Origin of the sequence: Anabaena sp. FACHB-595 (assembly GCF_048568275.1) — a bacterium.
In the GTDB taxonomy this organism is placed as follows: Bacteria; Cyanobacteriota; Cyanobacteriia; order Cyanobacteriales; family Nostocaceae; genus Trichormus.
In genome coordinates, this window is the sequence record NZ_CP183473.1 from 563,893 (window position 1) to 586,427 (window position 22,535).

A 22,535-nucleotide genomic window follows, 5' to 3' on the forward strand; every position below is an offset into this window, starting at 1 on the left:
AAAATCATTGATTATGAAAATTAGAAAAATCGCTTGTGCTTTAACCCTTGCTACTACCTTAATTGCAGGTATTACACTCAAGGCAAATGCTGAACAACCTCTTGGTGTAATTACCCGTAAAAGTGAAGTTGCTCCGGAAGGTGTAGCGCGTGAAATTAGAGGAACTTTTCAATTAGAAAATGTCACGAAATATCCTTTGATCATCGAATTTTCTCCTGTGAGAACAGAATCATACTTATTTAATGTAGGGGAACGCAGAATTATTCTCAAGCCTGGTGAATCGAAGGAAATAGCTTATATAGGAGGGATTTTTCAAGACGGTAAGTGGCAAATTAACTTTCAATTAAGACTACTGAGTGAACAAGGTATTCTTGCTGGTCGTCATACTGTAGATGTTTATTTCTTAGTAGAAAAAGGTAAGTATCAAGCATCTACTTATGAAAAACTATTTTTAGTACCTGATGTACGAGATTCGGTATTGGGAGACTCATTTTCTGTCAATCAAGATGATGGATCAATTCCTCGCGCACCTTTAGGAGATATTCGATATCCGGCAATGAAAGACTTGCTGAATATGCAGCGAGAGTCCATCTTGAAAATTCCTACAGAATCTTCAGGTAAAGCCGAAAGACCTACTGTTAATATCACTAATCCGACTATTCGCCAACCTAATATTCGCCAACCGATTTTATCTCCTACTCCTATTTTGAAGTCTCTGGCATCAAATAAAACTTTGTTAGCTTCTGGGACTGTACAAGCTAAGGGAGTGTTTTCTTGGAAGGGAATGGATAATCTGTTACATCCTGCATTTGGCTGGCGTGTACGCGCATGGCGGCTACAGGGTGGTAATTGGGTAAAAGTAGCAGAAGATTGGATTGAAAGTAATGGTTCTTGGAACCTTTCGTTTCCTCAACAAGCGGGTAAAGTTAAGTTTCAGTATGTGGCGTTTAATCGCTTTTTTACCCCTCAAACCTCTTCAGGAGACACTTATCGCTGGGTAGGCCCAGAAAGAAGCAGTGTAAGTTTGACCCATAACGAAGGTGGCTGGATAGCAGATACATCTGGTGGTGCAGTCCGGGGATTGGGTGAAGTTTATAAAGAAGGGATGGATCTTTGGTCTAAACTATATTGGGATGGTGGGATTAATCCAGTACGTAAAGAATCAATCAAGGTAATTTTTCCCAATACGGCTTATGACTGTGGTAATGGTAGTGGAGTACCTTGGAGTTGCGCTAACACTGGCGGTAATATTTGGCTAATTCCTTCTCATGCCAGTCGTAACGGGGTGATGCAGCATGAATTGGCTCACCAAATCAATTATGAGTATTGGGATAATAAAAGACCTGCGGGTTCTGGTGGTAGCCACACTTTAGGCGATTGTTATACACCTGGTTTAGCCATGATGGAAGGCTTCGCCAACTTTATGGTTTTCTGGACACAAGCTGCGCGTGGTGCATCTCCTGATGGTGGCTTTGATTTTGCGGTAGAAAATCCAGCTTTTGCTTGTCAGAATCCCATTAATAGAAACGAGTCTTGGACTGCGGCTACATTCTGGGATTTTCATGACACCCGCGCCGATGGTCAGGACAATTTATGGTTTAATCATCCGGGTGCAGTTCCAGGAATTTATTTGCGTGCTGGGATGAAATCTAGCATGGCAGATTTTGCAACTATCTATCGTAATGGTGCCAATGCAGAACATCGCACTATTATCGATAATATTGCTCGTCAAAACTTTATTATTCCTTAATTGGTTTTGGCTGAGATATTAACAGTAAACAGTTACCACAGCACTGTTTACTGTTGACTGATTTAGGTTTGCCGATGAACTAGAGTGGCGCTGGCCTGGTCAACAGGCATGAGGATGACTTCATTAATATTGACATGAGGCGATCGCGTGGCACAAAAAAAGATGACATCAGCAACATCCTCTGGTGTCAGTGGGTTGACTCCTTGGTAAACTTTTTTCGCCCGTTCTGTATCACCATGAAAGCGGACTTCACTAAATTCCGTTTCTACCATACCAGGGTCAACAGAAGTCACCCGTACTGGAGTACCTAACAAATCTTGTTTTAAGCCTTCGGAAATTGCCTTGACGGCAGCTTTTGTTCCACAGTAAACATTACCACCAGGATAGGTTTGATGTCCGGCGATGGAACCAAGGTTGATGACATGACCACGGCCACGATTTACCATCCCTGGAACCACATAACGAGTCAGATAAAGCAGACCTTTAACATTGGTATCAATCATCTCTTCCCAGTCTTGAAGGTCGCCTTCATGGAGCTTATCTAAACCGCGACTGAGACCAGCGTTATTAATAAGAATATCGATTGCCGACCAAGCAGGGGGTAAACTAGCAATAGCAGATTCAACACTAGGGCGATCGCGCACATCTAACTGTAATAAGTGAATCTCTACACCAAAATCTTGATTTAGTTCATCAGCCAACTGCTGCAACCTTGCCAACCGTCGCGCCGCCAAGATCAGTTTTGCACCCGCACCAGCAAAAATCCTAGCGCAAGCATTACCAATCCCACTACTTGCGCCGGTAATCAAAACAATTTGATTCTTCAGGGAAATCATAGGTTAAGAGTCAATGGTCATTAGTCAAAACTTTGACAAGCTTTGTTACCACAGTCAACAGTCAACAATCAACTACAGACTATGGACTATTGACTATTGACTCAACTACTACTATCTCACCACTTGTAAACGCTGCGTCACCATTGTCATACCATCTCCACGAAGGATAACGGCGGAAATCCAGCGATTACCTGGGGTGGATGGGGCGCGTCCAACTTTAAAGAGACCACCGGAATTGAGTAATTGCAAATCTACAGATGTGGGGTTGAGATATTTAGCAGGTTGAATTGCTTCTTCTAATGCTGTTCCCAATAGCAAATCTTCCCCTAAAGGTTCTTGGACGATCGCATCAAAATTATACTGCTGTCCAACTTTTACCTGTTGTGGTAATTTAACATCTACTTGGGGAGGCTTGTTACCAGAAGTAATTAAGGTACGTTCCGCTAGAATTTCTTGGCGAGAAATTTTTCCGCCTGTAATACGCTGACGGGATCTAATAGTGGCATTGAGAGCCAAGTTATTATTTCCTGACGCTGAACCAGTAATGTTAGTAACAGTTTCTGCGATAATGGCGTTACCTTCAGACTTCCATGACTGTAGTTGTGTGGTGTATTGCAATTTGGGGTAACGCTGCCAAAATTTTACTAAGGCTTGTTCCAGAGTTTGGCGGTTTAACCCATCCCCATGAGTGAAAGTGGGGGTATAAAACTGCAATACTCCTTTAATATCCCCTTTACTAGCCGCAGCATCAATTTGCGTCAACAGACTTTTTAATTCAGTAGGGGCGTTTTGGGTAGTTCTAGTCTGAGCTACTTCGATTGCTTGGGTAGGTTGCCAAATGTTGACAAGACCCAAGGATAAAATACACAAAATCAGCCAAATGCTACGAGGAAATCTACTTTGGCGTTTCAGTAACAAAAAAATCATCTTTGTCATAGCGAAGAGTTTACTGATGGGAGTGGAGAAGGACAGGAAATTGTTTTATCTTAGTTAAGCTAGGCGCTAAACGGTAGAGTTTGCATGGTAAACGCACCAATAAAATTACTAATAGCTGCCAGTGGGACTGGTGGACACTTGTTTCCGGCGATCGCACTGGCAGAAAAACTACCAGACTATGAGATTGAATGGCTTGGTGTTCCCAATCGCCTAGAGACTCAGCTAGTCCCTAAACAATATCCTTTGAATACTATTGCAGTCGAAGGGTTTCAGCAAGGCTTGGGAATTTCATCTTTAGTCATATTAGGTAAACTGATCGGTTCAATCCTGAAAGTCCGCCGACTGTTGAAACAAGGTAATTTTCAAGGAGTCGTGACTACAGGTGGATATATCGCCGGGCCAGCAGTGATTGCGGCGCGTTCTCTGGGTTTACCTGTAATTTTTCATGAATCTAACGCCTTACCTGGCAAAGTAACCCGCTTTTTTGGCCCTTGGTGTAGTGTAGTCGCCTTAGGATTTGACGTGGCTACCAAGTATCTACCCCGCGCTACAAGTGTTTGTGTGGGTACTCCAGTGCGATCGCAATTCTTAAATCTAGGTAATAATTCGCAACTAGATTTAGCCATTCCTGGAGATGTCCCTGTAATTGTGGTGTTTGGTGGTAGCCAAGGCGCGGTGGCGGTAAATCAGTTGGTGCGTCAAGCGGCTCCAGCTTGGTTTGAGGCTGGGGCTTACGTGGTACATTTGACAGGCGATCGCGATCCCGATGTTGATAGTCTCAAGCATCCCCAATATATAGAATTACCCTTCTACGACAATATGGCCGCCTTGCTGCAACGGGCTAATTTAGCAATTAGCCGTTCTGGTGCTGGTAGCTTAACAGAATTGACAGTATGTGGCACACCGGCAATTTTGATTCCCTACCCCTTTGCGGCGGAAGACCATCAATCTTACAACGCCGAGGTATTTACCAAAGCTGGCGCAGCGTTAACCTTTAAGCAATCTGATTTGACAGCAGAGTTATTGCAAACTCAAGTTTTAAATTTATTACAATCCCCCACAGAGTTAGCCAAAATGGGGGAAAATGCCAAGGCGATCGCTGTTCCCGATAGCGCTGATAAGTTGGCGACTCTAGTACGGGAAGTTGTGGAGAGATGAATCAATTCAAAATTCAAAATTCAAAATACCCTACGGGTTCGCGTAGTGTCCTCGTTCGCGTTAGCGTCTCCGTTCGCGCAGCGTCTCCGACAGGAGAAGGAGAAGAGTAGGCTACGCCAACAAAATTCGAAACAAAGAGTCAACTGTCAACGTCTCACCTGTTACTAGTATCAGGGCATAAGGTGCGATCGCTCTTTGCCACATCCAAATTAGTTTTTAAGTAATCTTGTAGTAAATTACACCCTCGTACTAGTAAATTTTCTAGTTTAATTTCAGCTAAATTCAGGAAAATCACTTTACCATTCCCGCCGCCTACTGCCAAAATTTGACTGTCAGGACTGAAGGTAACACTGGTTAATTCATCTTTGTCGCCTTTTAAAACCATGAGCAATGTCCCTTTCTGGTTCCACAGCCTGATTTGATCATCACTATTAGCAGCTAACATCTTACCGTCAGGGCTAAAACTGACACTAATAAAACTATCACCATCACCCGGTAGATTTCTTGACAGGCTACCATCTCGATTCCACAGCTTAACTGTCCCGTCGATACTTGCAGAAGCTAAAATTTGCCCATCTGGCGACCATGCTACCCCGTTTACCCGGCGGCTATGTTCCTTGAGGGTGTGGAGTAGTTGACCGTCTCGACTCCATAACTTCACGGTGGTATCATCGCTGACGGAGGCTAACAACTTACCGTCAGGGCTAAAACTGACCCAATTAACTGCATCGGTATGACCTTGTAAGGTGTGGAGTAGTTGCCCTCCCTGGCTCCAGATTTTCACTATTTTATCTTTACCAGCTGAAGCTATAACTTGACTATCTGACGACCAGGCTACAGCTAAAACTGCATCTTGATGACCTTGTAAGGTATGTAATATTTTGCCATCTTGATGCCATAATTTCACCGTTTGATCTTTACTGGCTGAGGCTATCATCTGCCGATTTGGCGACCATGCTACGCCCCAAATTGATCCTGTATGCCCCTTGAAGGTGTTTAATAGTTTCCCATGCCGAGATAAAATTTTGACAGTTTGGTCTCGACTCGCCGCCGCCAAAGTTTCACCATCAGAACTAAAGCTAATACTTGTCACCCAGTCATTACCATCACCTTTGGGATTTCGTAATAGCACTTCATCCCAGCGCCAGAGTGTCACCGTTTTATCTCGGCTACCAGAGGCAAAGATGCGACCGTCAGGGCTAAAACTCACACTATTTACCCAACTGTTATGACCCTTTAAGGTTCCCAACAGCAGGCCTTGAGGACTCCAAAGTTTCAAAGTTGCATCAATACTGGCGGAACCAATAGTTTCACCGTTAGGGCTGAAGGTAACGGCTGTGACTCCCGCCGTGTGTCCTGATAAGGTTTTTAATAAATTACCTTGGCGATTCCACAGTTTAATAGTCTGATCAAAACTGGCGGTGGCAATTGTTTCACCCTTGGGCGACCATGCTACACCCAAGATTGCATCATCATGACCTTGCCAGGTTTTGAGTAGTTTACCGTCCCGATTCCAAAGCTTGATGTTTTTGTCAGCACCTACGGAAGCGAGAGTTTGACCATCAGGTGTCCAAGCTATGCCCAAAACTGCATCATTATGACCTGATAAAGTGTTGAGTAATTTCCCTTCTCGACTCCATAGTTTTACCGTCTTGTCGCTACTCCCAGAAGCAATCAGGGAACCATCGGGGCTAAAACTAGCATTATTTACTACATCCCCATGCCCTTGTAGAGTAGTCACTAATTGACCAACTCGGTTCCATAGTTTGACTGTTTTGTCTTGGCTAGCGGACGCAATTAACAAGGCATCAGGGCTGAAGTTGACGCTATTGACTACATTGGTATGTTTAGACAAGGTGTTAATTAAGCTGCCATCACTACGCCAGAGATTGATAGTATTATCGGCGCTGGCGGAAGCAATCAGGGAACCATCGGGGCTGAAGACCGCACTGTTTACTCCTGCGGTATGCCCCTCTAAGCGGTTGTATTCCCTCACTCCCACAACGGCTTGATAGAGTGCTGTCTGTACCTGTTCTCTGGTGTAAGGGTCTACCCAAATAGCCCGTTGCAGTTTTCTGGCGGCTTTGACACCTTCTTTCACCGCATCAAGCCCTTTTTGGGAAGCAAACAGGGCTTCACTGGAGACGCTGAGGGTTTTAATTTCGCTGTCTACTGCCGTAATAATAGAAACACTTAACCCCAGAATGGCGAGACATGAGGCAGTCAGGGCAATTTTCAGTGAACGATTCAGCTTGGCTTCACTTAGCCTTTGTTGTTTCTGGCTTTCGGCTAGTTGGGCGGTTAATTCCTTTTCTTTCAGTTCCCCACGTAATTGTTCAATTTCTAGTTGAGTTAGTTCCTCTCGCTTGCGTAATTCCCGCAATTCCGTGACTAAATCTAAACCCTGTTGGGGATGAGTATCTGTGAGTTTAGATTGCTTTTTTTGGCTGAGTTCGCTTTTGAGGCGGGCAATTTCACTTTGACTTTGTTGGACTTTACGGCGTAATTGGTCAAGTTGTGCTTGTAAGCTGGATTCCTGTTGTTGGAGATAACGAATTAAATCGACTAAATAATCATGAATTAGTTGATAACGTTCGGGAATATCAGGAAACAACACAACTAAGCCAGAATTAACTAAAATATCTAAGACCAAATCTAATTTTTCAGGGTCTTCTAACTCTGCCAATTCAGTAGCTAATTCGGCACGGGTTTTAAAAGGTCGTTTGTTGCTTTCATCTGTTAACAAATATAAAACAAGTAAAGCTGCACGCTCATTTTCAGGGCCACACTCTTTGATTAGTTCTTTGATATATCTTTCTATGAGTTTGTTTGGTCGATATTGCTGATATTGTTTTAAGGTATTAATGCGCTCATCTTGGATTTGTGCGCCAACCACCTGCAATTCAATGGGGCGGACTTCTCCTAGTTCGGTTGATAAATCTTCCACCACCGCATCAATTAAAGCTGGTTCCAAATTGACTTGAGAACGTGCTGTTAATTTTTGAATTATGACTTTGGCATATTCTGGCGAAAAATTATTTAATTGATAACGAATTTGTTTATCGAGAATATTATTATTAATCGCTTCCAGGTAGGAAAGATGTTTAAATTCTAATAAGCGATGTAAATAATCTTCTCTAATGGAAAGAATGATTTTGACAAAGGATATATTCAGACATTGACTAAGAAATTGATCAAATTCTTTTTTCTGTTGACGATCGCTATAACCAAAGAAGAATTCTTCAAACTGGTCGAAAATCAGCACCGTGATCAGGTGGTTGTTGGCATTTTGGCGTAATTGTCCTAATATATCAGCGATCGCCATCGGTCGAGCATAGCCTATATCCATCGGCGGTGTCGGTGTTGATAAAATCTCCGGCGCAATGCTGACATCTCCGGAAATATGAGTCACAGCCTCAGTTAAAGCCTTCCCTAATTCCCGCACCCAATCGGTGTATACTTGCAATACTACAGGCATGGCAATTTGATCACCGATCGCCCGATTTTGTAACGCTGGGACTAAACCAGCCGTCACAGTGGAACTCTTCCCCACCCCTGAGGGACCGTGAATCACAATCAATTTTTGGTCAGCCCGGCTAATTCTGCCAATTAAGTTATTAATATCCTGTTCTCGACCGGAAGCGGCGATTTCTAAAGCAACGCTACTGCTTCCAGAAGGTGACATCAAAGCTGGGTTGGTTGCTTGTCTTTGGGGTTGTAGTCTTCCCGCACCAATAAAAGCCCGAAAGCCATATTGCTGTTCTACAGAACGCCGTTTTTGACGGATGCGGTAGGCTTCCAGATATCTACCTGCTTCAAAATAGAGCGATCGCAATGTCCGCAACATTCTAATATAACGATGGGCATCATATTGATGGGCGCTATTTTCTAAAGCGGCTGGTAATTCTTTGGCGGCTTTATCTAAATATTCCTGTGCAACTAACTGTTCACCTAAGTTTTGTTGGGCTTTGGCTAAAACTAAATAATATATTTGTGCTAATAGTAAGGGAAATAGGCAATGATGGCGGTCACTATCGTTATGGTTTTGTGCCTCAGTTAATTTTAATAGTGATACGTGTGCCAAAATACTCGCCTGTACCCAGCGCGACTGCTGTAACGCCACCTGCGCCAGAAAACCATAATCACAAGCCAGTTGAATTTGACTACCGTAGGTATGATGCAACTCCAGTGCTTTCTCTGCAACGATTTGCAGTTCATCCCATGCTTGGAGATGTTCTAAAACTTCTGCCAATTGACCAATAAATTCTGATGCAATATCTGGTCTTCCCGCTACCTGCAAAATCTCCAAACATTCTTGAAAATAGAATTTTGCTGTTTCCCAATGACGACGATTATCTAGCTGATTCTGCTCCGCTAGACGGCAATAACATAGTCCTATATATAATTGCAAAACCCCCTGTCTGAGAATTGGGGAAGATAAAGGAGTAGGGCGAACAGGAAAAGATATACCCCGTTCCCCAGTCCCCAATCCCGGTTCCCCAATCCCCAATCGTTGCCAAATTTGCAGACTTTGTTGAAAATGATTTAAGGCATGATGAATGCGATCGCTGACATAATCATCTAAGCCAAACACAAATTTTAAACTGGCGTTTAATTCTGGCTCTAAGGTGATACCGCGCTCATGCAGTTCCGCAATCGCGTAGTGCAGTTCATTACTATGTTCCCAGACCTGCTCTAAGGTAGAGTAATCATCACCGAATTGAGGCTGCTGGTGTTGTCCTATATCCTTGGGTAATACTCTGGCAAATAAAGAGTCGGTTTCCTGTCGGAGAAATTGCAACAACTCTGGTGTTGTCATCTCAAACCGAATTGGTGTCGCCGCCCAACTGGCAAAATCCGGTGCTAAACGGATGACTTTTTGTAAAACTTCTTCATTCACCCAAAATATCATCGGAAATGAATGACGTTTGGGAAACTCATCTCGGATATGATTAATGGCTCTGAGTAAATCGTCAATTTCTTCGACTGATTCTAAACCCAAAACCATCAAGGCTGATGGCTGTTGCTGTTGGGGGAGTGAATTTAAATGGAGGGTTGTATAAAGACTTCTGGTATTAGGAGGTAAGACAACTTTTTGAATGGGATTCTCAACAGATATTTCATCCAGTCGTTGCAGTATCTTCTCTTGCAAGACTCGATAATTACAGTAAACCAACGCAACAGAAAAACTACCATGAGAAAGAGCGATCGCTCTCCATAAACTTGTAAAAGCCCGCTCATTCGCTACTTTGATATCTACTGGTGGGTGTCCTTCAACCATAATTTGAATTTGTGTGTCTCCGCTATAACTGGGTTGACAGCAAACCAAGCTCCTTGATGGTCGCGGTATTCAAAAACAAACAGACTCCGCAATAATGTATGGTATTCAATATCACCTCTCACCCTCTGCTGCTGCACCACCTGAAAAATTAACTCCCATTCGTGGGGGTCAATGGCGTTAGCACGGTAGTCTCGTTGTCTTTGAATCACCAATTCGACACATTCCCTCCCAAAAGGTGGGTCTTGTTCACGCAGACAGTCAAACAGCAATCCTAATAAATCCCGTACATGACCACCACTGATCAAGCACAAGCGATCTAATGTTTCTAAATTATCAAACACATCTGTAATTAAGCCTAACCGATCGCTAGGATTAATGTCAGGGAAGCTCCTGGCGAGGATCATTTGTCGCATCAGTGTTAATCCCTGGGTGAAAATTTCCCCAGACCGCAGGCGTACAGGTATCATGGGCAAAACTTTTGGTGCTACCCCTCCCCCCAAGCGTTGTTGCAGTTCCGCACTGTAGTTGGAAAAAGTTAAAGCCAAAGGAATGGTGTAAACTACATGACAATTAAGCTTGCGTAACTGCTCGCCTCTTTCAATAAACAAGTATTCTGGTAGCGATCGCCCGGATGGTAAAGGTCGAATTGCTACTCGGTCTAAATTATCAACAATAACCACCAATCCCTTTTTGCCTAAGGCTTTAAGGTCTTTATTACCACGTTCAAGTAATTCTAAATTAATCGATTGCAGTATATTTTGAGTGCGCGGTTCTAAGTAATCTCGCAATCTCCGCCGTAACTGGGGACTTTCTTTAGTCTTGGCGGTAATCTTGGCAATACCCACAGATAACTCACCTTCCACCCCTAGTTCAATCGGTGTTTGCAGAAAATCTACAACTTCCCCAAACAACTTAGTAAAGTAGTTGGGTTTGATGTGAATTTTTATGGCTTCTAAACTCTCGCTCACTTGACCTGCGATCGCTAGTAAAATATCAGTCACATCCACATCCGCCATTTCTAAGACGTGGGTAGACTCAAAATAAACTACATGAAATTGCTGTTCTTCTAACTCGGCTTTGAGTCGCAACAACTCTGTGGATTTTCCACAACCAAGATGCCCCGTAAATAACTGACAAGTCGGAGCATCCGGTGATATTCTAGTAATTGTACGTAGTAAAGCCTCAATGATTTTACCACCCCGTACCGCCGCAAAATCGATATAATAGCGGCGATCGCTAGCATTACCCATCATCAAAGGTCTGCTAGGATTGCAAGCTTGATAAAATCTTTCTAAATCTAGGGGCATAACTAATTAAATTTGCTGAGGAATGGGCAATATCAATCCTATTGAATAAATATATTAATTTTGAGAAATTTATGCTGTAAATCAGTACAAATTCCCTAAGAATGGGGAGTAGGGATTGGGGACTGGGGAGCAGGGGAAGAACTAATGACAACTGACAATTGACTAATAAATCTAAATTAACTATGAATATTGCAATTATTGGCTGTGGCTATGTTGGTTGTGCGATCGCTCAACATTGGCAACAAAACCCTCATCTGCTTGTAACTGCTACAACAACTACACCTGAACGTGTGACATCACTACAAAAAGTGGCACACAAGGTTGTAGTAACTCAAGGAGATGACCTAGATAAACTAACAGATATTCTCCAAAATCAAGATATTGTCTTGTTGAGTGTGGGAGCAAAAGGCGGCGACTTATATGAAGCAGCATACCTCAACACAGCCAAAACTTTAGTCTCCGCTTTACAACAAAATTCTCATGTTAAACAACTGATATATACAAGCAGCTATTCAGTTTACGGTAATAAAAATGGTGAGTGGGTAGATGAAGAAACACCTACTATACCCGGCAGTCGTAACGGAGAAATTCTTCAGGAAACAGAAGATATTTTACTATCAGCTTCTAGCGTCAATCTCCGTGTTTGTATCCTACGTTTAGGAGGCATTTATGGCCCCAGACGGGAACTAATGAAAATATTTAGTAGAGTTCCCGGTACAACTCGTCCTGGTGATGGCAGTGATGTCACAAACTGGATTCATTTAGATGATATTGTTGGAGCTATAGAATTTGTCCGCAACAATCCATTACAAGGCGTTTATAATCTAGTAGATGACGCACATTTACCTAGTAGAAAATTGCTAGATACTCTATTGAGTAAATATAATCTCCCTCAGGTAATTTGGGATAATACAGCAAAAAGTAATCGCCCCTATAATGTCAAAGTTTCCAATCGCAAAATCAAAGAAGCTGGATATCAATTGATTCAGCCATATACGGTTTTTTAGGATTGGGGATTGGCAGAACAATATTTTACTCAGGACAGATTGAACACCCAATTAATTGCTAACAGCCCTTAGGAATTAACAGAATTGGAGATAACTTGTCGCATTTTCCGCATATTGGTAGGTAGTTCAAAGTTCATCGCTTGTTGGATGAAAATTGAGGGTACAGGAATATTAGGGGTAGCTTGAACACCATAAATTAGCAGGGTTCCGTCGCCACAATCTTTCAGTTCCAAATTGGCTGTGAAGTCAACGAAAGTCCCTTTTTCCATACGGAATTGAATTTTATGACCTATGACTTCGACAACATTGAGATAAATTTCGACTTGAGCAGTGAAAAAGAAAAAGGCTTTTTGTGCTGCTTGATACAGGCGTTTAACTTCACCACGCTGTAAAACTTCGCTCTTGGTAATGTCTGGAAAGTATTGTACCCAGCGAGGGTAATCAGTGATTTGCTGCCAGACCTGCGATCGCCTCAAGGGCAAATACATACAAGCAGACACAGCGCCACCCCAAGCCGTGTGCGATCGCGTTTCTACTAAGATTTCACCCTGCATCAACAAGCTTTGCTTTTCTTGACTCCAAGTCATATTTGTACCTGCAATAACTGGGTCTGAAATATAAGATGCAGACATAATTTAGATTTCACTCCTCAACTTATCCACCTTTTGGGTTGAATCAAAAACCATTCTCTGGCATCAAATTCAACATACCCAATTTTAGTTCCAGTTCAACACACAAGTTTTCCGGAACTAAATATTTTTAGGTTATTTTTCAGAAAATTTACGTAAAAAACCGTATATCTAACTACTATATGAATTTTGTTTAAAGTTACTTTGTCAAACTATTCAGGGCTTAATGACACAATAGGAGAAATAGAAACCAGATCGCCCACTTCTTGAAGAAGTCAAGGATATGAACACCTCGAATTATGAAAATCCCTGCTACCTTGACAATATAGAGCAAACTTGAAAATCAAAGGAAAAAGTAGTGAGCCAATCTTCCTTAAACCGCAGATTAATCCAGCTTCTAGGCGTGATTCTAGGCATTGGTATAGCTATCTGGCTGCTAAGAGGCTTTGGTATTCTCACCTTTATTCCTGGTGGAGTGATTTTATTATTTTTTCTGGGTGCGATCGCTATCGGTCTAATTGCTTATGCTCAAAAAACTTGGTGGCGGTTTTAATAGCTAATAAGACTTACGGATGAAAAAGGGTATAGGGGTTGTAGGGGTTGTAGGGGTATAGGGGTTGTAGGGGTATAGGAGAAGAACAGTATTGATAAGGTATCTTGACTTAATTATTAATTGTTTCCTCTACACCCTTACACCCTCACAGCCTTACACCCTCACACCCAAGTCCTAGCTAAATCAAAACTTAAAGTAGCTAAAATGTAGAGATGTGATATAGTATCTCTCTTACTTACCCTTGGTTTATGGGACTGCCAATTGTTGCAATTATCGGTCGCCCAAATGTGGGCAAATCAACCCTGGTTAATCGTCTCGCCGGGGAACAAACGGCGATTGTCCACGATGAACCGGGTGTGACACGCGATCGCACTTACTTACCAGCCTACTGGAGCGATCGTGAATTTCAAGTGGTAGATACAGGCGGCTTAGTCTTTAACGATGACACAGAATTCTTGCCCCTGATTCGCCAACAAGCATTAGCTGCGCTTCACGAAGCCAGTGCTGCTATCTTCGTTGTTAATGGTCAAACAGGCCCCAATTCGGCAGATGAAGAAATTGCCGAGTGGTTACGCCAACAACCAGTACCAGTCTTTCTTGCAGTTAACAAATGTGAATCCCCAGACCAGGGATCGATTCAAGCCTCCGAATTTTGGGAACTGGGACTAGGAGAACCCTACCCAATCTCTGCAATTCATGGCAACGGTACAGGCGAATTACTCGATGAACTGATTAAACACCTTCCTCCTGTTACAGAATTAGAAGAGAATAACGAAATCAAAATTGCCATTATTGGCAGACCAAATGTTGGCAAATCAAGTTTATTAAACGCTTTTGCTGGCGAGGAACGGGTCATAGTTAGCCCCATTTCTGGTACAACCCGTGATGCGATCGATACTTTTATCGAACGGGATGGGCAGAACTACCGCCTAATTGACACAGCCGGGATTCGCAAAAAGAAAAGCATTGACTATGGTACTGAATTTTTTAGTATTAACCGTGCTTTTAAAGCGATTCGCCGCGCCGATGTAGTTTTGTTGGTTATAGATGCCTTGGATGGTGTCACCGAACAAGACCAAAAATTAGCTGGCAGAATTCTCGATGAAGGTAAGGCTTGTGTCGTCGTCGTCAATAAATGGGATGCCGTCGAGAAAGACTCCTATACTATCTACGACTACGAGAAAAATCTGGAAGCGCGGCTACATTTTACAGAATGGGCAGACACTATCTACGTTAGTGCGGTAACAGGACAACGGGTAGAAAAGATTTTAGAGTTGGTGACTAAAGCCAATGAAGAACACAAACGCCGCGTTAGTACATCAGTAATTAACGAAGTCCTCGAAGACGCTGTTCGTTGGCACTCTCCCCCAACCTCTCGCGGTGGTCGCCAAGGGAGGATTTACTACGGTACACAAGTCAGCACCCAACCACCCACCATTGCTCTATTTGTCAACGAGGCTAAACGCTTTAACGACAACTACCGTCGTTACATCGAAAGACAATTCCGCCAACAATTAGGTTTTAAGGGGACTCCAATTCGCTTACTGTGGCGGAGTAAAAAAGTTAGGGATGTGGAAAGTGGTAGCGCTAACCGGGCAACTCGCGTTTAATATTTGTCAATGGTCATTAGTCATAGAAGGCGGCGGGAAACCCACTCCCTTCAAGGGGTGGGAGGGATAGCTGCCCCGCCACGGTTGACGGTTAACCGTTAACCGTCAACCGTCAACGTAAAATCCCATTCCCTTTTAGGGGTGAGATGAGCTTAATAGTCATTGGTCGTTAGTGTTTAGCTATGAACTGTTGACTATTGACTATGGATTATTGATTATGGACTATTGACTATGGACTATTGACTATGGACTTACTGCGATCGCTACCCTTAGGATTATACTTAGAACAACCACAAACTTGGCTACATAAATTAGACCCGCGAGTCAAGTTTATTTGGTTAATGAGTTTCCTTACCAGCTATAGTTTTGCTAATAACCTCTGGCGGATACTACTGGTAGCATTATTAATCCTTTTTACTCTCATTGCCAGAATACCTCGGCGAGTGTGGCAACAACAGATGGGCTGGTTGTTAACATTATCATTTTTTGTGTTGGCGATCGCGGCCATTAGTCCTGATGGATTGGGTGTAGACTATCAATCACGTTTACCAACTAACCCACAAGTTTTAACCCAGTCAGCCAATACAAATAATTCTGCCACAGCCACAGAACAATTAAAGAGCAGTAAAAGCTATACTTACGTACTGTTTCACAAAGGCCCGGTGAAAGTAACTCGCCGTTCTTTAGATTTAGCGGTACGCATAAGTACAATTATATTCACTGTTATTTACAGCACCAATTTATATCTTTTGACAACTGCACCAGAGGAAATTACAGCTGGCGTAGAAAGCCTCATGCAGCCTCTACGACGGTTTAAAATACCTGTAACCGAAATTACCTTGACTTTAACTTTATCCTTGCGTTTTATTCCCTTAGTCTTAGAAGAAGTGCAGAATTTAGTCCGTTCTGTCATGACTAGGGCGATTAACTGGAAAAAACTGGGCTTAAAAGGCGCGGTCAAAGTTTGGATGATTGTCGCCGAGAGACTATTAGAAAATTTGCTATTAAGGGCATCACAAATGGCCAGTGCCATGATGGTACGCGGTTTTACCAGTCCCAACGAACATCGAGTCCCCTGGCACGACCTACGCTTAAAATTACGGGATTGGTTAGCGATCGCCTCTTTGACTATATTCTGGGGAATAAGAGTAGTCTTTGGCAATCAAATTTAATAGCTATATGAACTTACAAGCTAGAAGAAGCAGGAGAGCAATTGCCCCAGAACAGAGGAAAGAACTCATGACAACTGACAACTAAACTAATGACCAATTACCAATTTCCTCTAAAACTGTAGCAATGCAGACTGTTGTTAGGAACAGTTATTAGGAGAATGCGCCTGTGGGCTATTTTGCTCCAACGAAGGATAATTATGGCAACATGGAGAGAAGTTAGAGTAAACAGCAGTATGAGAGTCTGTGCCTACAACTTCAGAGGGCGCATCCCCATGTCACTGGACACCGCAAATAAACGCATCAGGGATTTTCAGCGTTGTCAATAATTTTCTTATCTCCCTGCTCCTGGGCAATTGCTCCACTTGGGCAAAGCCCTTGGCGCAGCCTTTCGTAGAGAATACCGCATTGCTCCCCTACCTCTTCTCTTAGCATCGTCTACCTACAAGGATGAGATCAAGGTCTTTACAAGCTCCATTTAAGGGTAAAATTTGCTGATTCTCACCTGACTTTATGCAAATATTCTGGCACAAGAGGTATTATTGTCCGAATATTTGTCTTTCACTGCGAAAAAAATTATAGATTCTCCTACTCGATTGATAGATGAATCCAGAAAACTCGGAAACTTACATAAATCACCCTACTTGGGGTTTGCTATATCGGATCTGCATGGTTGATGAAAGCCAGGATTTGTTCACAACACTTTACGCTCAACGCTTATTCTTTCTAGTAGGGAATGACATTAAAGCTATAAAGTTTCAACCGATAGGACGCACTGAGGCGAGAATGTTGTTAGAAAATCGCTTGCGTAATTTGCGTCGCAATGGTCAATCACAGGAGTACGATCAGCTTCAGAGTGTTTTCCAACGCACCTTCCAATGATTAGTTCGATCAACGAACGTATTACTCAAATTCGGGCTTCCCTACCGCCTTCAGTCAGGCTAATTGCTGTCACAAAGCAAATGCCGACTGAAGTTATTCGTGCTGCTTATGCTGCTGGTATCCGCGATTTTGGCGAAAATCGTATCCAAGAAGCTGCTAGTAAAAAAGCCCAGTTACATGACTTACCGGATATTACTTGGCACTTTATTGGACATTTGCAAGCGAACAAAGCCAAAAAAGCTCTAGAACAATTTCAATGGATTCACTCTGTAGATAATTTGAAACTAGCACAGCGTTTAGACCAACTAGCGCAACAGCTAGGAGTCAATCCTCAAGTTTGTCTACAGGTGAAAATCCTCCCAGATCCGAATAAGTCTGGTTGGACTGTACCAGAACTGCTGACAGATTTACCTGCACTCAACCACTGTAAAACTTTACAAATTCAGGGTTTAATGACAATTCCGCCTTTTGGCTTAAATGATGCGGAAATTTTTTATGTATTTAATACTACTTACAAATTAGCCAAAGATATTGCTGAACAAAACTGGGATCATATTCACATGGGTCAGTTGTCGATGGGTATGTCAGGGGACTACCAACTTGCAGTACAAGCTGGGGCGACGATGGTAAGATTGGGGACTATATTATTTGGGCAGCGTACTTAAGCAATATTACTCGGATTTTTTTCTAGTATCAAATAGCCATGGGTATGGAATACGGACAATTATTTTCCATAATAGTGCAATAAGTTACAAGATTTCCACTGTAAATAAAAGTAAATAATCACGAGAACGCACTAAAAATAACTTTAGTCAACTTTCTTTCGGATAATTGTTGGGATATAATCTTGACTCAATTATTGTATCTAGGTTAATGTACAGGCGTTCCCAATAGCGTTAGTCCATTGCCAATAGCAGTAGTAGATGCTACAAATAGCGATAAAATTAATAGGCTATTTGCCCTTAGTAGCTAGTTAAACAGCTACATTAACGATTAACCGGATAATTAGAGGCAATTTGCAGAAGGAGTGCAACTAAATGAACAATATATTTTCTAAACTGCGAGACTTTGTTGGTCTCAACGAGCAGGTAGAATACGAGTACTACGAAGAAGAGGCAGATACAGATAACTACCAAAACCTGTATCAACAAGAAAATCCCCAACCAGCACCAGCAGAGGCTGCCCCAAACAATCGACGTTGGCGCGAACCCATGACTACAATGGGTGATGACGTAGCAGCAGGAACAAAATCGGCGATGGGGAATGTGATTGGTATGCCAGGAGCAATTAACGGAATTTCTGAAGTATTGGTGCTTGAACCTCGTACATTTGAAGAAATGCCCCAGGCAATTCAAGCATTGCGTGAACGTAAATCAGTAGTGCTGAACTTGACCATCATGGACCCAGATCAAGCACAAAGAGCTGTTGATTTTGTTGCAGGTGGAACCTACGCGCTAGATGGACATCAAGAACGGATTGGCGAAAGTATCTTTTTGTTTACCCCCAGCTGTGTGCAAGTCAGCACCCAAGGTGGAGTTATTCATGAAGTACCCCAACCCCCAGCACGTCCAGCACGACCAGCTTCAACTAATCCGCCAGCTTGGGGCAACGAAACCAACCGGATGGCACAATAAAGTTAAATTAGTCATTAGTCCATAGTCAAGAGTCCAAAAGAGAAAATTTTTGACTATTGACTATTGATTAACGAATAACGACTAACGACTAACGACTAATGACTATAAAATTTGGTTTAATTGGTGGCGGGGTAATGGGAGAAGCGCTCTTATCCCGCCTTATTGCGCGGGGAATTTATCAACCATCAGAAGTCATAGTCAGCGAACCGCAAACAGCGCGACAAGCTTTTTTACAACAAAAATATCATGTGGGTGTGACCACAGATAACAGTTTGGTATTCACACAAGCTCAAGACGTTGTATTCTTGGCGGTGAAACCACAAGTGTTTAGTGCGATCGCTCAAGAATTAGCAGATACAGTATTCACAGACCATTCCCCCCTTGTCGTCTCCATTCTTGCAGGGGTGTCTCTAAGCCAGCTAGAAGCGGCGTTTCCCCAATCACCAGTCATTAGAGCCATGCCCAATACCCCAGCCACTGTAGGCTCAGGGATGACCGCTATCTGCTCTGGTGCCTACACTTATGCCCAACACCAAAAATTGGCGCAACAAATTTTTTCCGCAGTAGGGGAAGTAGTCGAAGTTTCCGAAAGTTTGATGGATGCAGTCACCGGGCTTTCTGGCAGTGGCCCGGCTTACGTAGCTTTATTGGTAGAAGCCCTCGCTGATGGGGGAGTGGCATCGGGTTTACCCAGAGGAATAGCCAATCAACTAGCATTACAAACTGTGCTAGGAACAGCCCAACTATTACACGAAAGTAAACTCCACCCAGCCGAACTCAAAGACCGAGTTACTAGCCCTGGCGGTACTACCATCGCGGGGATTGCCCAACTAGAAAAAGCGGGATTCCGTTCAGCCTTAATCGAAGCCGTCAAAGCAGCTACATGGCGATCGCAAGAACTAGGAAAATAGTTATTAATCGATGTTTTGCCTGTTGACTGTTGACAGTTAAATAATGACTAATGTCGAAGTTGACAAAAGACTCGTTAATATAGTAAACAGTCTGGTTGAAAAATTAATTGAGTGAATTATCCCGCGCCGTCTCCCGAACTAGACTTAGGGTTGATATTTCCCTTTGATCTGGATCAGTTTCAAAAAGATGCGATCGCGTCCCTTAACGCGGGACGCTCTGTTGTCGTGTGTGCGCCCACAGGTTCGGGCAAAACTTTAGTAGGAGAATACGCCATTTATCGTGCTTTAACACGGGGGAAACGAGTGTTTTACACCACTCCCTTAAAGGCGTTATCTAATCAAAAATTACGTGATTTTCGTGAGAAATTTGGGTTTGAGCAAGTTGGGCTGTTAACTGGTGATGCTTCCATCAACAGAGACGCGCCAATTTTGGTGATGACTACCGAGATTTTTCGGAATATGCTCTACGGTACACCAATCGGGCAAGTCGGCATCTCTCTTGTAGATGTGGAAGCGGTGGTACTAGACGAGTGCCACTACATGAACGATCGCCAAAGGGGTACAGTCTGGGAAGAGTCAATCATTTATTGTCCCCGTGGAGTACAGTTAGTAGCTTTATCTGCCACTGTCGCCAACAGTGATCAACTTACCGACTGGCTAAGTCGTGTCCACGGCCCCACTGATCTGATTTACTCTGATTTTCGCCCTGTACCCTTAGAGTTTCACTACTGTAATCCCAAGGGACTGTTTCCCCTGTTGAATGATAGCAAAACTAAAATTAATCCTCGTTTAGCCAATAGAGGTAAAAAACGGCAAGGGGATAGAGGGAAAAATGGCAGACCAGAAGCCCCCAGCCTTATCTACACTTTGAACCACCTCCAACAAAGAGATATGCTGCCGGCGATTTATTTCATCTTCAGCCGTCGGGGATGCGATAAAGCCGTGGCAGAAGTGGGGGATTTATGGCTAGTTAATAATGAAGAGTCCCAGATACTACGACGGCAAATTGATGATTTTTTAGCCCGTAACCCCGAAGCCGGTCGTTCTGGACAAATAGCCCCCCTTTATCGAGGGGTTGCTGCTCACCACGCCGGGATTTTACCAGCCTGGAAAGTTTTGGTAGAAGAACTATTTCAACAAGGACTGATTAAAGTCGTATTTGCCACAGAAACCTTGGCAGCAGGAATTAATATGCCTGCCCGGACAACGGTTATTTCCACCCTATCCAAACGCACCGACACCGGACACCGCCTCTTAAACGCATCGGAATTCTTACAAATGGCGGGTAGGGCGGGCCGTCGGGGGATGGATAAGCAAGGTCATGTGGTGACGGTGCAGACTCCTTTTGAAGGCTCAAAAGAAGCGGCATATTTAGCCACATCCAAACCAGACCCACTAGTCAGTCAGTTTACCCCTAGCTATGGCATGGTTTTGAACTTACTGCAAACCCACACCATAGATGAAGCCAAGGAACTGATCGAACGTAGTTTTGGGCAGTACATGGCGACTTTGCATTTAAGACCAGATTACGAAGAAATTGCGGCTCTAGAAGGCGAATTAGCCAAACTACAAGAGCAAATCAACGCCGTTGACGAAAATGATATCCTGATTTATGAAAAATTACGGCAACGGTTGAAAGTAGAGCGTCAGCTACTAAAGACTCTACAAGAGCAAGCCCAGGAGGAGCGACAAGAACAAATTAAAATGCTCTTGGATTTTGCTGTTTTGGGAACGCTGTTGAGTTTGAAGGGTCAAAACTTTAAAGTTTCCACACCCATAACCGCAGTTTTAGTTGGCAAAACTTCCGGTTCTACTCAATCTGCTTGCTTGGTCTGCTTGGGACAAGATAACCGATGGTATGTTGCTGCTACTGCGGATGTAGTTGATTTATATGCCGAACTTCCGCGAGTAGATGTACCGCCAGATATCTTACCACCACCAGAATTGATGCTCAAACCAGGGCAATCCAGTCGTGGTGCAAAAGAAACAATGGCGATCGCACAAAGTATCCCCGATCCTCAACAATCTCTGCATCTGTCCCCAGAGGTAGCCGAACAACTCAGCCGCACCGCCGCTATCCAAGCTCAATTAGAAGCTAATCCCCTGCATCAATCGGGTAATGTATCCATGGTCTTCAAAGCTCGCGCCCGCTATGTCGAACTGGAAGCCGAACTCGAAGAGATACAGGCGCAAGTAGAACAGCAATCTCAGCGCTATTGGGAAGAATTTCTCAATTTAATTACCATCTTGCAGCAATTCGATTGCTTAGATAACTTAGTTCCTACTGCACTCGGTCAAATTGCTGCCGCTATTCGCGGGGAAAATGAACTGTGGTTAGGTCTAGCTTTAGCTAGTGGAGAGTTAAATAACTTAGACCCCCACCATCTAGCAGCAACTATCGCCGCTTTAGTTACAGAAACTCCCCGTCCAGATAGCAGAGTTAACTTCAACCTTTCCCCAGAAATAGACGACGCTTGGTCGAGATTACAAAAGACCCGTCGGGCTGTCTTAAAGGTGCAGTACCGACATGGTGTAGCCTTACCTGTAGGCTTGGAAAATCGCTATATTGGCTTGATTGCCCTTGTGGAACAGTGGGCTTTAGGGATCGAATGGGTTGAACTTTGCCAAAACACCACCTTAGATGAAGGTGATGTAGTGCGAATTTTACGCCGTTCTTTAGACTTATTATCCCAGATACCCCACGTTCCTAATTTACCCGATGTTTTACAGCGTAATGCCTACCGTGCCATGCAACTGATTGATCGATTCCCGGTGAATGAGGTTGTGGAGTAGGGAAGAGGGATTTGTAACAAAAGTTATTTATTAGTGAACAATGGGAAATGAGGAAGAGGGAATTGTAGACAGTAAGAGT

General features: G+C 43.3%; 17 protein-coding genes. 11 read left to right on the forward strand and 6 right to left on the reverse strand.

Annotation, left to right across the window (positions count from 1 at the left end; all coding sequences use genetic code 11):
* The first annotated feature begins 13 nt into the window (after positions 1-13).
* Positions 14-1,750, forward strand: coding sequence for a hypothetical protein (locus ACN222_RS02350; RefSeq protein WP_044520651.1), 1,737 nt, complete (start codon positions 14-16; stop codon positions 1,748-1,750).
* 62 nt (positions 1,751-1,812) lie between these two features.
* On the opposite strand, the gene ACN222_RS02355 is transcribed toward ACN222_RS02350, so the two are convergent.
* Together ACN222_RS02355 and ACN222_RS02360 are read right to left on the reverse strand one after the other, a co-directional pair.
* Positions 1,813-2,586, reverse strand: a complete 774-nt coding sequence (locus ACN222_RS02355) for an SDR family oxidoreductase (protein WP_010994651.1) — start codon at positions 2,584-2,586, stop codon at positions 1,813-1,815.
* Positions 2,587-2,697: 111 nt separating this feature from the next.
* The gene (locus ACN222_RS02360; protein ID WP_010994652.1) at positions 2,698-3,522 is read right to left on the reverse strand and encodes a nuclear transport factor 2 family protein; all 825 of its coding nucleotides are present in this window, start codon (positions 3,520-3,522) and stop codon (positions 2,698-2,700) included.
* Positions 3,523-3,606: 84 nt separating this feature from the next.
* Between ACN222_RS02360 and murG the strand changes: the two genes are divergently transcribed.
* A complete protein-coding gene (gene murG, locus ACN222_RS02365; protein WP_044520653.1) occupies positions 3,607-4,680 on the forward strand; it encodes an undecaprenyldiphospho-muramoylpentapeptide beta-N-acetylglucosaminyltransferase in 1,074 nt (357 codons plus the stop codon).
* Between the two features lie 154 nt (positions 4,681-4,834).
* On the opposite strand, the gene ACN222_RS02370 is transcribed toward murG, so the two are convergent.
* Complete coding sequence (locus ACN222_RS02370; protein WP_010994654.1) at positions 4,835-9,961, reverse strand: hypothetical protein; 5,127 nt, start codon at positions 9,959-9,961, stop codon at positions 4,835-4,837.
* Positions 9,937-11,268, reverse strand: a complete 1,332-nt coding sequence (locus ACN222_RS02375) for a P-loop NTPase fold protein (protein WP_010994655.1) — start codon at positions 11,266-11,268, stop codon at positions 9,937-9,939. The genes ACN222_RS02370 and ACN222_RS02375 overlap by 25 nt, the downstream gene beginning before the upstream one ends.
* A 182-nt stretch (positions 11,269-11,450) precedes the next feature.
* On the opposite strand from ACN222_RS02375, the gene ACN222_RS02380 reads away from it, so the two are divergent.
* Complete coding sequence (locus ACN222_RS02380) at positions 11,451-12,275, forward strand: SDR family oxidoreductase (RefSeq protein WP_010994656.1); 825 nt, start codon at positions 11,451-11,453, stop codon at positions 12,273-12,275.
* A gap of 68 nt (positions 12,276-12,343) precedes the next feature.
* Here ACN222_RS02380 and ACN222_RS02385 read toward each other — a convergent pair whose 3' ends face one another.
* Positions 12,344-12,907, reverse strand: a complete 564-nt coding sequence (locus tag ACN222_RS02385) for an SRPBCC family protein (protein ID WP_010994657.1) — start codon at positions 12,905-12,907, stop codon at positions 12,344-12,346.
* 355 nt (positions 12,908-13,262) lie between these two features.
* Between ACN222_RS02385 and ACN222_RS02390 the strand changes: the two genes are divergently transcribed.
* The 3 genes from ACN222_RS02390 (at position 13,263) to ACN222_RS02400 (ending at position 16,239) form a co-directional block, all read left to right on the forward strand.
* A complete protein-coding gene (locus ACN222_RS02390; RefSeq protein WP_010994658.1) occupies positions 13,263-13,457 on the forward strand; it encodes a hypothetical protein in 195 nt (64 codons plus the stop codon).
* Positions 13,458-13,705: 248 nt separating this feature from the next.
* On the forward strand, positions 13,706-15,067 hold the full coding sequence (gene der, locus ACN222_RS02395; protein ID WP_010994659.1) for a ribosome biogenesis GTPase Der: 1,362 nt from the start codon (positions 13,706-13,708) through the stop codon (positions 15,065-15,067).
* Positions 15,068-15,312: 245 nt separating this feature from the next.
* The gene (locus ACN222_RS02400; RefSeq protein ID WP_010994660.1) at positions 15,313-16,239 is read left to right on the forward strand and encodes an energy-coupling factor transporter transmembrane component T family protein; all 927 of its coding nucleotides are present in this window, start codon (positions 15,313-15,315) and stop codon (positions 16,237-16,239) included.
* Positions 16,240-16,539: 300 nt separating this feature from the next.
* Here the strand turns inward: ACN222_RS02400 and ACN222_RS02405 are convergent, their stop codons facing one another.
* Entirely contained in the window at positions 16,540-16,671 is a 132-nt protein-coding gene (locus ACN222_RS02405; RefSeq protein WP_269083588.1) for a hypothetical protein, read from the reverse strand.
* 168 nt (positions 16,672-16,839) lie between these two features.
* Here ACN222_RS02405 and pipX point away from each other — a divergent pair, with 168 nt between their 5' ends.
* The 5 genes from pipX (at position 16,840) to ACN222_RS02430 (ending at position 22,456) form a co-directional block, all read left to right on the forward strand.
* A complete protein-coding gene (gene pipX / locus ACN222_RS02410; RefSeq protein WP_010994661.1) occupies positions 16,840-17,118 on the forward strand; it encodes a transcriptional coactivator PipX in 279 nt (92 codons plus the stop codon).
* Positions 17,115-17,783, forward strand: a complete 669-nt coding sequence (locus tag ACN222_RS02415; protein ID WP_010994662.1) for a YggS family pyridoxal phosphate-dependent enzyme — start codon at positions 17,115-17,117, stop codon at positions 17,781-17,783. Before pipX ends, ACN222_RS02415 begins: the two co-directional genes overlap by 4 nt.
* A gap of 372 nt (positions 17,784-18,155) precedes the next feature.
* Positions 18,156-18,752, forward strand: a complete 597-nt coding sequence (locus ACN222_RS02420; protein WP_010994663.1) for a cell division protein SepF — start codon at positions 18,156-18,158, stop codon at positions 18,750-18,752.
* Between the two features lie 98 nt (positions 18,753-18,850).
* Entirely contained in the window at positions 18,851-19,663 is an 813-nt protein-coding gene (gene proC, locus ACN222_RS02425; protein WP_010994664.1) for a pyrroline-5-carboxylate reductase, read from the forward strand.
* Positions 19,664-19,774: 111 nt separating this feature from the next.
* Positions 19,775-22,456 (forward strand): DEAD/DEAH box helicase, encoded by a 2,682-nt coding sequence (locus ACN222_RS02430; protein ID WP_010994665.1) that lies wholly within the window; start codon positions 19,775-19,777, stop codon positions 22,454-22,456.
* Positions 22,457-22,535: the final 79 nt, after the last annotated feature.